Here is a 13,438-nt window from a genome sequence, read left to right as displayed (position 1 = left end):
TCTTAGAGAGGTGCCCTGGAGGACCTCACACGGGTTGCGCCGCCAGCCTCTGCTGCTCCTCCTCCACGATGCGGCGGGCCAGGGACGCGTCCGAGATGTCGATCGCGTCCGGGGTGGCCTCCGCGACCTCGCTGCGCCGGGCGTAGGCGTCGAAGAGGCGGTCCTTGTTCCGCAGGATGCGCAGCAGCCGGTCGTCCACGGTGTCCGCCGCGAGCAGGCGGTGCACCTGGACCGTGCGGACCTGGCCCATGCGATGGGCGCGGGCCACGGCCTGGTGCTCCAGCGTCGGCTTGAGCTGCGGTTCGCACAGGATGACCACGGAGGCCGCCTGGAGGTTGAGTCCGGTGCCGCCCGCCTCGATCTGGGCGAGCAGCACGGCATGCCCCCCGGCCGCGGCGAAACCGTCCACCAGCCGCTGCCGGCGGTCGGCCGGCACCTCCCCGGAGACGGCCCCGACCACCCCGTCCCCGAGGGCGTCCCGCACGGTGGCGAGCACCTCGCGGAAGTACGAGAACACGACCACCTTCAGCCCGTTCTCGGCGGCCTCCCGCACCAGCTCGCGCAGTCGGCGCAGTTTGGCGGAGTGCTCGGCGTCGGCGTAGGCGGCACGGCGCATCGCCATGAAGTTGCCCTCGGCGACCGCCGCGCGATAGGCCTCCCGGTCCGCGGGGCTCGGCTCCTCCCAGGCGTCGACCTGCACCAGGGCGGGCAGTTCGGTGAGCACGTCCTTCTGGTTGCGCCGCAGATAGACGGGGGCGATCGCGGCGCGGAAGGCCCCCGCCCCGGCCGCCCCGGACCCCTGGCCGGCCGGGGGCAGCAGCTCGGGGCGGAGCTGGTGGACCAGGGCGCGGAACTCGCCCACCCGGTTCTCCATGGGCGTGCCGGTCAGGAACAGCACCCGCTCGCAGGCCCCGGTCCACACCGCGACGGCCCTGGCGCGGCGGGTGCCGGGGTTCTTGACGTAGTGCGCCTCGTCGACGACGAGCATGCCCGGCGGCGCGCCGTCGGGGGCGGGCAGGGTGTGCAGGGTGTCGTACGTGGTGACGGCGACCCCGCCGTGCGCGCGCCACTCCTCGTAGGCCTCCCGGCGGTCCGGCCCGTGCACGGGCAGGGCGCGCAGGGTGCTGCGGGCGCCGACCTCCCGGGTCCAGTTGATCAGCACGCTCGCCGGGCAGACCACCAGGAAGCGGCTGTGCCCCTCGGCCGCGAGATGGGCGAGCGCGGCGACGGCCTGCACGGTCTTCCCGAGCCCCATCTCGTCGCCGAGCACCACCCGGCGCTGGGCGAGGGCGAAGCGGGCGCCGAAGGCCTGGTAGCCGCGCAGGGAGACCCGGCGGTACCGGTCGTCGAGCGGCTGGGCGCGGACCCGCTCGGCGACCTCGGCGGGCAGGGAGCCCTCGGCCGCGCCGGTGCCGGGGCCGCGCGCGAAGACCTCGGCGAGCAGCCCGTAGTACTCCGCGGACCGCACCTCGAAGTCGACCCGGGCCTCCAGCTCGGAGACCGGGGCGCGCAGCAGATCCGCGGTGGCCTGGGCGAGCAGCAGGGGCACCCCGCGGGCCGCGGACTCCGCCAGCAGCTCCCCGGCCCCGGCGACCGCGGCGAGCGCCGCCTCCCGTCTGCGCCGCCCCGAGAGCGCGAGCCGCATCCGGCTGCCCGCGGCCCGGGCGGCGGGCAGCAGAACGCCCAGCCGCTCGTCGAGCCGAACCGCGGCGTCCACGGCGCGGCGCAGCTCCGGCCCGGCCTCGACGAGCGGGTAGAGGGCGGCCAGCAGGGCGTCGGTGCGCGGGTCGGGACGGTCCACGTCCAGGCGTACGGCGACCGTCTCCTCCACCGCCGACGCGATCTGCCGGGCGGCGGCGAGCGCGCGGTCGGCGGTCTGCTGCCCCACCCCCGGCACCTGCCGCAGCTCATGGCGGCGCGCCTCGTGCACCGCCCGCACGGTCGCGAACCCGGCGGCCTCGATCGCCGTGATCCGCAGCCGCCCCTCGGTGGCGTCCTTCAGTCGGGCGACCGGTATGCCGTCCAGTTCCTCGGCGACGCGTTCGGCCCGCAGCGGCGCGAAGGCGGTCCGGACCGCCTCCAGCGCGCGGGTGTGATCGCCCAGCAGGGCCCGCGCGGCCTCGTGCAGCCGTGCCGCCTCGGCCGACAGCTCCCGCGCCCTCCGCCCGCTCGGCACCGCGCCGCCGCCCGCCGCCCCGGCCGTCCCGACCGCCAGGCTCCTGGACACGCCCCTGTTCACCCCCCTCTGTTCACCACTCTGTTCACCCCTTGGTGACACCCCTGGTGTGCATCCCGCCCCGGTGCGCGCACATCCTTCCACGGGGCACCGACAGCGGCCCGCGCCGGGCAGACGGGGGCGGGTTGCGGCGGGGCACGCCGCGCAGACGGGGGGATTGCGGCGGGGCGCGGTCCGGCGGTGGCTCCACCGCCGGACGCCCGGAACGAGCGGAGCGGCCTTGTGTTGTCCATCCTGGACAGAAGGGGCAGGGTTGGTCGCAGTGCCGCACAGTCGGAACAGCCGAACTCGTCCGCAGTCACGGGTGGTCGTCGCGCCTGGAGGGACCATGCCACACGCACGAACACGTGGCCGGATCCCGTACGAGTACGAGGTGGTGTCGGCCCCGGGTCCCGAGGTGCCCCGGACCGCCCGGAGGCGCGACGGACGGCCTCCCGGCCGCCTCGCGCCCTGCCCGGCGGTCTGCCCCGCGCCCTGCCCGGCGGCGGTGTCGCGGACAGACCGGTCCCGGAGCGGGAACCGGGCGTGAGGCTCCTCGGCCGTGCCGCACCCCCAGGCCGCCCCGCCCCCGGTGCCGGGGTCGGCCGGAAGGGGCTGAAGAGCGGCGCCCTCGGCATGTTCTCCTCGGTGGTCATCGGCCTGGCCTCCACCGGCCCCGCGTACAGCCTCGCGGCCACCCTGGGCCTGATCGTCGCCGGAGTCGGCCTCCAGGCCCCGATCGTCACCGTCCTGGCCTTCGTACCGATGCTGCTCATCGCCTACGCCTACCGGGAACTCAACGCGAGCGACGCCGACTGCGGCACCGCCTTCACCTGGGCGACCCGCGCCTTCGGGCCCCGCGTCGGCTGGATGGGCGGCTGGGGCATCATCGTCGCCGACGTCCTCTTCATGACGAACGTCGCCGAGATCGCCGGGATCTACGGCTTCCGGCTGCTGGGCTACGAGTCACTGGCGCACGACCGGATGTGGACGACCCTGGCGGGCGTCCTGTGGATCGCGGTGATGACCGCGATCTGCTACGTCGGCATCGAGATCTCGGCCGCGCTGCAACGCTGGCTGCTGTGCCTGGAAGTCGGGGTGCTCGCCCTCTTCGCGGTCACCGCGCTGGTCAGGGTCTACACCAGCACTCCCCCGACGGGCCTGCATGTGTCCGCCTCCTGGTTCAACCCCTTCGAACTGCCCTCCGCGAACGCGCTGACCTCCGGCATCGTCACGGCGGTCTTCATCTACTGGGGCTGGGACACCGCCGTCACGGTCAACGAGGAGACCGTGGACAGCGCGCGCACACCGGGCCGGGCCGCGATCGTCTCCACCGTGCTGCTCCTGATCACCTACGGGCTGGTGGCCACGGCGGCGCAGGCGTTCGCCGGGATCGGCACCTCGGGCATCGGGCTGGGCAACCGCGACAACTCGGGCGATGTGCTGTCCGGCCTTGGCAACGCCGTCTTCGGCGGGAACGCGGCGGGGCTGTTCCTGGCGAGACTGCTGATCCTGATGGTGCTGACCTCGGCGCTGTCCTCCACCCAGACCAGCATTCTGCCGCTGGCCCGGACCGTCTTCTCCATGGCCGCGCACAAGGCCGCGCCCTCCCAGTTCGCCCGGGTCCACCGCAGGTTCCTCACGCCGACCTGGTCGACCGTCTGCATGGGGGCGCTCTCGATCGTCGTCCTGCTCCTTCTGAACCTGTTCAGCAGGAACATCCTGGCCGACTCGATCGACGCGGTCGGCCTGGCGATCACCTTCTACTACGGGCTGACCGGCTTCGCCTGCGTCTGGTACCACCGCCAGGTCCTCACCCGCAGCAGACGGGACCTCCTCTTCAAGGGTGTCCTGCCGGGCCTCGGCGGCCTGATCATGCTCTTCCTGTTCCTCTACGCCGCCTTCGACGTCTACGCCAACCCGCGGTACGACTCGACCATCTTCGACGTGCCGGTGATCGGACGCACCGGCGGCGCCACCGTCGTGGGCCTGGGCTCCCTGCTGCTCGGCTTCGTCCTGATGCTGGTGGTGACCCGGGAGCACACCGCGACCCTGAAACTCCAGCGGAGCCTGCTGCCGCCCCGGCTGCCTCCGGTGACCGCCCTGGAGGCGGAGAGCCGCTATCTGCCCGCGGACAGCGGGTCCGGAGTGGGCGGCGACTGGTACGACGTCATCCCCCTGTCGGGCACCCGGGTGGGCCTGATCGTCGGGGACGTGCTCGGCGGCGGTCTGCGGGCCGCCGCCACCATGGGCCGGCTGCGCACGGGGGTGCAGGTCCTGGCCCGCCTCGACCTGGCCCCGGACGAGCTGCTCGCCCGGCTCGACGACCTGGTCGAGCAGACCGCACGCGAGCCGGGCACCGCCCCCGAGCGCGGCCACGCCGGACCGCACACCGACGAGGCCAGGGGCGTGACCTGCCTCTACGCGGTGTACGACCCGGTCTCGGGACGATGCAGCGTGGCCCGCGCGGGCCAGTCGCTGATGATGGTGGTGGAGCCGTCCTCGGGCGTCGCCGACCTCCCGCGGCTGCCGCCCGGACCGGCGCTCGGAGTGCCCGGGCCGCCCCATGAGAGCACCGAGCTGACCCTGCGCCCCGGCAGCCTCGTCGCCCTCTTCTCGCGGGGCCTGCTCCAGTCGTCGGCCGACCCGGAGACCGGGCTCGACCAGCTCGCCCGGATCCTCGCCGACCACCGGCGGCCGCTGCGGGAACTGTGCGACCAGGTGGTGGCGGACCTGCTGCCGGGCGCGGTGGACGAGGACGCGACCCTGCTGCTGGTACGCACCCGGATGCTCGACCGGAAGCAGTTCGCCCAGTGGAAGCTGCCCCCGGACCCGGCGGCGGTGGGCGCCATCCGCACCACCGTCGGCAAGCAGCTCGACGAGTGGGGACTCAAGGACCTGGTCTTCACCACCGAGCTGGTCCTCAGCGAACTGGTCACCAACGCCATCCGCTACGTCGGAGGGCCCATCCAGGTACGTCTGATCCGCGACCGGGCCCTGATCTGCGAGGTCTCTGACCCCGGCCACAGCGCCCCCAACCTGCACCACGCCGCCAGCGACGACGAGGGGGGCCGGGGCCTGTTCATCATCGCCCAGATGACCCACCGCTGGGGAACCCGCTACACCCCCACCGGCAAAACGATCTGGGCCGAACAGCCCCTGCCCCCGGACCACCGGCCCGGGATCCATGACTCGGGTGATCCCGGACCCATGGCTCGGGACCCATGACCCGGGGCACATGACCCGGGGCACATGACCCGGGGCACATGACCCTATGGCTCGGAGCCCTTGGCTCAAGGAATCACCCGGATTCAGACGGCGGTATCGGCCGCGGCCGTACCCGATCCGGTGGCCCTGCGGCGGCGCACCGCGAACACGGCACCGGCGCCGACGGCCACGGCCGCGCCGCCCACCAGGGCGACCACCGGAAGCGCCGAGCCGGCGCCGGTCTCCGCGAGTCGGCCCTCGGGCTCGATCTGCTTGTCGCCGACGGGCTTGGCGGGCAGCGGCTTGCTGCCGCCCTGCGGCCTGGAGTCGTTGACGTCGCCGGACGCGGAACCGGCCTTCAAGATGTCGAACTCGTAGTAGCCGTCGTCGCCCGAGGAGACGCAGTTGCCCTCGTCGTCGGCGTACATCCCGATGCTGATGGCGAACCCGAGACCGGCCGGGGCCTTCGCGTCCACGGCGAGCCGCATCTCGACGGAGAAGGACTCCTTGGCCTTGATGCCGGTGTAGCCGAGGTAGCCGGCCCCCTCGTCGTTCTCGTCCAGGGAGATGCCGGTCCACTTGCCGGTGGCCGGGTCCTTGTACTGGAGGGTGAGGTGACTGGTGTCGACGAAGAAGTCGTCCTCGTCGATCTGGGCCGCGAACACCCCGAGGTCGACACGCTGATAGGCGTGGCTGCCTGAGTTCTTCACATGGAGCTTGAACCCGTGGAAGCCACTGCCCGCGACGATCCTCGACGGCAGCCCGCTGAGGCTGGTCGCCAGATCGTCATCGAACTTCGGCTCCTCGCCCTTGCATTCCACCGGCCCCTTCGACGGCGACGACGACGCAGACACGGAGGCAGAGGCAGAAACAGAACTGGACGCCGAGGGGGAGGCCGAGGCGCTGGGCGAGACCGACCCGGTGGCCGACGGAGTGGTCCCTCCGGCCGCCGGAGTGGACTGCCCGGCGGCCGGGGTGGTGCCGTCGGCGGGCGCGCTCTCGGTCGCCCCGGCCGACGGCGTCCCACCCGCCGCGGTCGTGCCACCGGCCGAGGGGGTGGACCCCCCGTCCTCCGCATACGCGGCGGAAGCCGAGAACAGAACGGCCGGTGCAAGGGCCGCGGTCGCGGCGGCAAGGGCCAGAGAACGGCGGAGTCTCATACGAACCTCGGGGCAGAAGTGGCTGCTGTATTCGCAAAGAGGACTCCCGCATCGGACCAAGAGTTGCCCAAGAGAACCCGACCTCCTCCAGTGATCCACATCACTCCCCTCGCCGGGGCAACAGCGCTACCCGCCCATCCCCCGAATGGGCTATAGTCGATCTTGAGCCGGTCACCGAACTCCCGGAACCCGGACTCGCGTTGGTAGTCCAAGGAAAGACGCCCCGCTTCCTGCGGGGAGATGCAGGTGCAAGGCCTGCCCGGCGCTCCATCAACGAGCCCCACCCGCCCAACAGCAGGTGGGGCTCGTCGCATTGCCGACGAGCCCCCGGGAACCGACGCCGACCCGGCGTCACGGCAGCCAGCGCCGGGCCCGCTCCCGTGTGACCTGGTCCGCGTCCACGTGCCACAGACGGTTCCGCGAGTCCCACCGGGCACCCAACTCCCGCTTCGCCGCGTCCTTCTCCGGGAAGGGCACGGCCAGATAGAGGCGCCCGTCCACGACGTCGCCCGGCTTGACGCCACCGGCCGCCCGCACCCCGGCATCGGCCGTTCCCCGCGTACCGCCACCGCGCTGCGAGTCCGCAGCGGCGCCACCCGCCCCGTCGGCCTTTCCCGCCGCCCGGGGGTTCCACGCGGCCTTGTCCTTGCGGGCCCGCTCGACCACCCGGCTGACCCGCTCACAGGACGCGGGATCGGTGAACCGCATCATCAGATCGGTGGGACCGGTATTCGCCAGCAGATTGAGCGAGCCGTGCCAGAGCACCGTCCGGTCGAGGATGAGGACCTTCTCATGCATACGTTCCCGGAAGTCCACCTCGCACCCGGCGCCCCGGAGTTCGTCGATCCGCTGCTGATGACGCTCGGCCGAAGCCGCGTCGCGCTGCTCCTCGGCGGCGCGCGTGTAGACGACCACCCGGACGCCCTCGCGAACGCGCTGCCCGAACAACGTCGACCACTTGCGGACCGGCTGGGGGTCCAGGAAGGGGCAGTAGAGCTCAATACTGCCGACCGCCCGGCCGATGTCCCACTCCACCGCCTTGGCCACCTCGTCCGCCGGGAAGAAGGCGGGCCGCTCCAGGTCCTCCGCGCTGAGCGAGGAGAGCTGACCGGCATCACGGATGGGCACCAGCTGGTCGGCCGACATCACCTGGGCGTGGCTTTCCAGATGATCGAGCATGACTCGGGCTTCGCTGTGGGGCGCCAGGTGCCGCCGCAGATGTTCGAGATCGGCGACCACGATCAGATGGTCCTGCGCCCGGCTGAGGGCGACGTTCAGAAGACGGCACGTAGGAGAGGAGAGCCCGGTGCCCTGGTAGAAGAAGCCGGGGTCCCGGCCCGCGCCGACGGCCGTGTCGAACACGACGATCGGACGCTGGCTGCCCTGGAACCGGTGGATCGTATCGACGAGCCCCTCGTACTCCTGCCCGAACCGGTACTTCAGGCTGCCCTGGAGCGCTGTCACCTGAGCCCGGTACGGGGCGATGACGGCGAGCCTGTCCGCCGCGCGCTCACCCGGCGGCACCTGCGCGGCCTCCCACTTGCGGCCCGGGAGGACCTGCTCGTACTGAAGGCCCCGTACCAGCTCGTGGACCACGGCCTCATGCACCGTGTTGGCCTTCTTGTCGGGGCCCGCGATGCGCTGCTTGGAGGTGTCGATGAGCAGGACCGTGGCGTCGACCAGCGGATTGGCGGGGATGCGGCTCCGGTCGTCCCGGCCGGTTCTCAGCGGGGCGTCCGGGTAGGCGACGGCATTCACCACCGCACAGATCGGCTCGCGCATACGGTACTGGGTGTCCAGGGAGACAAGCCGGGGATCCTGCCGGACCGAACCCGACGCGGACACCAGACCCGCGGCATGGAAGGCGTCCCGGGACGCCCACTGCCGGGAATGGGCGCGCTGCTCCTCGGTCGCCTTGCGGTCGCCCTCTCCCTTGGTGACGGCGGGAAGCTGCCGGAAGTCCCCGGCGACCACGAGCCTCTTCCCTGCCAGCCCCGCCGCCAGCCAGGCGGACGGCAGGTCCACCATGCCCGCTTCGTCGATCACCACTACGTCCACACGGTCCAGCAACTTCCGCGACTGCACCGCCTTCGCGACGGTGGCACCCATGACCCGGCACCTGGCTCGCACCGTGTTCTGGATCTCCTTGCGCTGCTGGTCCAGCTCATCAAGGAGCTTCTGCGCGGCCTCCGCCTCACGGGCGAGCACGGGTCGCGCGGGAACACCTGCCAGCCGCGGCCTGGTGGCCGCCAGGCGACCGCTCAACTCCTCGATCGCATGAGCAGCCCGGCACATCCGCCGCCCGGCGTCCTCACCTTGCTGCCGGGCTATGAGCAACGCAGCGTCAGTCTGCTCGAGCTCGCTCCGCAGGGCCGCCAGCCTGCTCTCCTTACGCTTGGCAAAAAGCCCGCCCGGAGCCCCCACCTGACCGATCTTCAGGCGCAACTCCTGTACGGCCGTCTCCGCACGAAGGATCTCCTTCTCGTGCACTGCACCGGCCTGCTTGGCATCGGCGCGTTCCGTACGGGACACCGCAAGCCGCCGCTCGAGGGAGGCCATGTCGTCATGGAGGGCCATGAGGGCTCGCGCGTTCTTCAGGCTCTGGGCCGCCCGGCTGAGATCCTCGTCCAACCGGGCGGAAACCCGGGCCGCGATCTGGGCCGTGTCGACATACGCGCCGTATCGCTCACGCAGAGAGGCGACTTCGATGTCACCGGCGCGCTGCACCAGCCCCTCGGCGAAGCCTTCCTGCGCGGCCAGGAGATCACAGATGCGCTCCAGGGCCTGGTCCACGGCCACCTTCGTCGGCGCGAGGAACAGGACATTGAGCCCCTGCCGGAAGTTCCCCTCGACGATATGCCCGACGACATCCGTCTTCCCCGTCCCCGGCGGCCCCCACAGGAAAAGAACCTGACTCGCCATCGCCTGCTCAATGGCGACTCTCTGGCGTGAATTGAGCCTGAGCGCCGCCCAGTTCGCTATCCAGCGTCCGGGATCGGAGTCACGCGCGATCTGCGGACTGCCGCGGCCGACGATCCAGTCCGCACTGCCCACCCGCACCGGACCGCCCGCTTCACCGGTCGCTTCAAGACGTGCCGCGAGCGTCACGAGTCCCGCCGCATCGTCCTTCCGGATCTGGGCGTTGCGCACCGAAGGCCCGTAGTTCTCGGCGGTGACCAGACGCACGGTCCCGTCCGGCCTACGGGACGCCTCCGCCGCCGCCCACAGCCCGCGGGCCTGCGACTCCCGCACCAGCACGGGCACACCGTCCAGCGACGCGTGCCACTTCCGGCACACGAAGAGATACTCGAACCGCCCACCCGCAGAGGAGACGAGACGCCCACCGGAGAGAGACACCTTGGGACTGTCGCCTCCGTCACCGCGACGCTCCGCAAGAATCTCCGCCCGCACCGCGGTAAGCAGCTCAGCCGCCGGATACGGCAACCCACCCTGCCCCATCGCGCTCCCCCGCCCTTCGCCCGCACAGCTCCGCAGCCAATACCCGAAAGACTCTATGACCGCCCTCCCGAAATCCGGCCCTCTTCGGCCACCCCCCAGACAGACCTCGCATCCCCAGGTCAGCTCCCGAGCGGGGTACGCCGAGGCAAAGAAATCCATGACACACAGGCCGGACCTGCACAAGCCTGCGCAGGTGAGCCACGCCCACCATGCCCGCCTGCAACGCGCGATACGCCGGGCTTGACCGTACCGACCTGCACTACAACCAGCCCGCCGCCCTCGGCGCCCTCCTCCGACGCAGCCCCGCCAGGGCCCTGACCAGGGAATTCGACGTTGGGTCGCGTTGGGTCTCGCTGGCAAGACAAATTACGACAGGCCCTGTTGACGGTCCGCACTTCCCGCCGTTCCGCGTGGCCGGTCGCGTCTTGCGGAGCTCCCGGACTCACCGGGGGAACCGACGCGGCGCTACTTCCAGCAAATGTCACGTCGTGCGCGTCACCAATAGGCCCGCGTCACAGCCTCGGGCGGATGCCCCACGCGTTTCCACTCCTGGAAGAGTGCAGCGACCACCACGACGAAATCCCTGCGTGTCGCCGGGTCAGGGTTCACCACGCTCCCCGAACCTCTGCGCGCCAGCATGTTGCCAGTGAGCCTTTTCCAACCTGACGGTGCTGGTCGCGTGTTGGACAGCTCTACAGAACAGCGAAGCTCCTGGTAGACGGGTTCTCGGCCAAGATCGCCCGCAGCCACCAGGAGCTTCGCGTGCTTGTCTACCGTCGTCGATCGACCTGTCCAGTCGCAGCTTGCGGTGCCGGGCCGGACACCTCGCCGTCCGGCGAGGGGAGGTCGGGACCCGGTGGCGGCGGCTCACCACCGGCCGGCAAGCCCTCCTCGCCCTGGCACATCTGCGGTGCGGTGACACCTACGCCCAGCTCGCGGCCGGGTTCGGTATCGGCATCGCCACCGCGTACCGCTACATACGCGAGGCCGTCGAAGCGCCGGCCTCGCTTGCGCCCACCCCGGCCGAGGCGATGCGTGTAGCACGGACCAAGGCGACCGCCGACCTCAAGTGCTGGGCGGACAAGGCATACCAGGGCGCCGACCGCCCGATCCGGGGCCCTTCCGCGGACGCCACCTCAAGCGGTGGCAGCGGCGGCACAACAACACACACGCCGAGATCCGCTGCCTCGGCGAACGGGCCATGGCCACCCTGAAGGGCTGGCGGCTCCTACGGAAGCTCCGCTGAAGCACCAACCGCATCACCGCGATCGTCCAGGCCGTACTCGTCCTTCATCACACGTCAGCGTGAGGTTGGAAAAGGCTCAGTAGTGATACCGGGCAGAGAGGATGACGATCTCATTGTCCGTCACCAGATAGACGAGGCGCTGCTCTTCGTCGATCCGTCGCGACCAGGCCCCAGGCAGGTGATACTTCAGCGGCTCCGGCTTGCCGATACCCATGAAGGGGTCACGCCTGACATCTTCGATGAGCTTGTTGATCCGGGCGAGCATCTTACGGTCGTTCTTGAGCCAGGACGTGTAGTCCTCCCAGCCCTGATCCTCGAAGACGAGCCTCACGCGGCACCCGCACCTGCATCCGGTGACTCGGGATCGATCAGCTCACGCTCCGACACGTTGATGTGCGACAGGGCGTTCTCGTACGCCTTGAGCAACCGCCGGGCGTTCGCTGGCGAGCGCAGCAGGTAGGAGCCCTCGCGCAGTGCCATGTAGTCCTCGGCCGAGACAAGCACCGCGTTACCGTGCTTGGAGACGATCTCAATGGCCTCATGATTCTCGTTGACCTTTTTGATCAACGGAAACAGTTCCCTGCGCGCTTCACTCGCAGTGATGGACATGACTTCAACCCTCCCATCAAGTGGTACTCAATAACGTACCACTCTTGGTGTCATCTGAGAGAGGAACTGACCGACGGCGCCTCAGCTGATCCAGCACCCATCCAGCACGGGGGAAAGCTAGGGGCCCACCTCCGGAGAGGGGGCCCCATCTGACCTGCATGTTTACCACGTCAGCAACGTGGTGTTATGCGCTCAGACGTTGAAGCGGAACTCCACCACGTCGCCGTCCTGCATCACATACTCCTTGCCCTCCATGCGGGCCTTGCCTGCTGCGCGGGCGTCGGCCACGGAGCCTGTGGTGACCAGGTCGTCGAAGGAGATGACCTCTGCCTTGATGAAGCCCTTCTGGAAGTCGGTGTGGATGACACCGGCTGCCTCGGGGGCCGTGGCGCCCTTCTTGATGGTCCAGGCGCGGGACTCCTTGGGGCCTGCCGTGAGGTAGGTCTGGAGGCCGAGGGTGTTGAAGCCGACGTGGGCGAGGGTGGCGAGGCCCGGTTCGTCCTGGCCGACCGACTGGAGGAGCTCCAGGGCCTCGTCCTCGTCCAGCTCGGCGAGGTCCGCCTCCAGCTTGGCGTTCAGGAAGATCGCCTCGGCCGGGGCGACCAGGGCGCGCTGGTCGTTCTTGAAGGCGTCGTCCGTCAGCTCGTCCTCGTCGACGTTGAAGACGTAGAGGAAGGGCTTGGTGGTGAGGAGGTGCAGGTCGTGCAGCAGCTCCGCGCGCTCGCTGCCCTGGACGATGCCGTGCGCGAAGAGCGTGTCGCCCTTCTCCAGGATCTCCTTCGCCTCCTCGACGGCCTTCACCTTCGGGGCGACGTCCTTCTTGATCCGCGACTCCTTCTGGAGGCGCGGCAGGACCTTCTCGATCGTCTGGAGGTCCGCGAGGATCAGCTCGGTGTTGATCGTCTCGATGTCGTCCTTCGGCGAGACCTTGCCGTCCACGTGCACGACGTTCTCGTCCTTGAAGGCGCGGATGACCTGGCAGATCGCATCCGACTCGCGGATGTTCGCGAGGAACTTGTTGCCGAGGCCCTCGCCCTCGCTCGCACCGCGCACGATGCCCGCGATGTCGACGAAGTCCACGGTGGCGGGCAGGACCCGCTCCGACTTGAAGATCTCGGCCAGCTTGGCCAGGCGGGGGTCCGGTACGCCCACGACGCCGACGTTCGGCTCGATCGTGGCGAACGGGTAGTTGGCCGCCAGCACGTCGTTCTTGGTCAGGGCGTTGAACAGGGTCGACTTGCCGACGTTGGGCAGACCGACGATTCCGATCGTGAGCGACACGTTGCGACTTCCCGTACGTGAGAGTGGAGCTGGACTGGGCGGTGGGGCCCGGGTCCGTCAGGAGAGTGCGCGGGCCGATCCACCAGTCTACGGCGTACCGGGCCCTGCCCCGGCGACGTATCGAACGCTTGGCCAAGCTCGTGACTCCGGCGTGTCTGAGAGGCCATTCCGCACATAAACCGACCTAAGTTGGTCCAGTGGAGCAACACAGGACGCGACCCCCGCAGTACGGACCGCGACGCGGCGCACCCCTGCCTCCCC

Annotated in this window: 8 protein-coding genes and 1 pseudogene; 3 read left to right on the top strand and 6 right to left on the bottom strand. The window is 70.4% G+C overall.

Annotated elements, in window-relative coordinates; genetic code table 11:
• Window positions 1-25: 25 nt before the first annotated feature.
• The gene (locus ACIHAA_RS12870; RefSeq protein ID WP_399816203.1) at window positions 26-2,227 is read right to left on the bottom strand and encodes a DEAD/DEAH box helicase; all 2,202 of its coding nucleotides are present in this window, start codon (window positions 2,225-2,227) and stop codon (window positions 26-28) included.
• A gap of 534 nt (window positions 2,228-2,761) precedes the next feature.
• Between ACIHAA_RS12870 and ACIHAA_RS12865 the strand changes: the two genes are divergently transcribed.
• Window positions 2,762-5,443 (top strand): SpoIIE family protein phosphatase, encoded by a 2,682-nt coding sequence (locus ACIHAA_RS12865; protein ID WP_399816201.1) that lies wholly within the window; start codon window positions 2,762-2,764, stop codon window positions 5,441-5,443.
• A gap of 83 nt (window positions 5,444-5,526) precedes the next feature.
• Here ACIHAA_RS12865 and ACIHAA_RS12860 read toward each other — a convergent pair whose 3' ends face one another.
• A complete protein-coding gene (locus tag ACIHAA_RS12860) occupies window positions 5,527-6,243 on the bottom strand; it encodes an LPXTG cell wall anchor domain-containing protein (protein WP_399816199.1) in 717 nt (238 codons plus the stop codon).
• Between ACIHAA_RS12860 and ACIHAA_RS12855 the strand changes: the two genes are divergently transcribed.
• On the top strand, window positions 6,233-6,676 hold the full coding sequence (locus ACIHAA_RS12855; RefSeq protein WP_399816197.1) for a hypothetical protein: 444 nt from the start codon (window positions 6,233-6,235) through the stop codon (window positions 6,674-6,676). The genes ACIHAA_RS12860 and ACIHAA_RS12855 overlap by 11 nt on opposite strands.
• A gap of 257 nt (window positions 6,677-6,933) precedes the next feature.
• Here ACIHAA_RS12855 and ACIHAA_RS12850 read toward each other — a convergent pair whose 3' ends face one another.
• Window positions 6,934-9,939, bottom strand: coding sequence for an AAA domain-containing protein (locus ACIHAA_RS12850; protein WP_399816195.1), 3,006 nt, complete (start codon window positions 9,937-9,939; stop codon window positions 6,934-6,936).
• An 884-nt stretch (window positions 9,940-10,823) separates the two neighbouring features.
• On the opposite strand from ACIHAA_RS12850, the pseudogene ACIHAA_RS12845 reads away from it, so the two are divergent.
• A pseudogene (locus ACIHAA_RS12845) lies at window positions 10,824-11,350 on the top strand (transposase family protein).
• 13 nt (window positions 11,351-11,363) lie between these two features.
• Here ACIHAA_RS12845 and ACIHAA_RS12840 read toward each other — a convergent pair.
• The 3 genes from ACIHAA_RS12840 to ychF form a co-directional block, all read right to left on the bottom strand.
• Complete coding sequence (locus tag ACIHAA_RS12840) at window positions 11,364-11,618, bottom strand: Txe/YoeB family addiction module toxin (protein WP_399816193.1); 255 nt, start codon at window positions 11,616-11,618, stop codon at window positions 11,364-11,366.
• Complete coding sequence (locus ACIHAA_RS12835; RefSeq protein ID WP_266847120.1) at window positions 11,615-11,896, bottom strand: type II toxin-antitoxin system Phd/YefM family antitoxin; 282 nt, start codon at window positions 11,894-11,896, stop codon at window positions 11,615-11,617. The genes ACIHAA_RS12840 and ACIHAA_RS12835 overlap by 4 nt, the downstream gene beginning before the upstream one ends.
• 192 nt (window positions 11,897-12,088) lie before the next feature.
• Window positions 12,089-13,177, bottom strand: coding sequence for a redox-regulated ATPase YchF (gene ychF / locus ACIHAA_RS12830; protein WP_399816191.1), 1,089 nt, complete (start codon window positions 13,175-13,177; stop codon window positions 12,089-12,091).
• Window positions 13,178-13,438 lie beyond the last annotated feature (261 nt).

This window comes from Streptomyces sp. NPDC052040, assembly GCF_044548405.1.
Lineage (GTDB): Bacteria > Actinomycetota > Actinomycetes > Streptomycetales > Streptomycetaceae > Streptomyces.
Note: the sequence above shows the minus strand (reverse complement) of the source record. Positions and strands in the feature narration are given on the sequence as shown.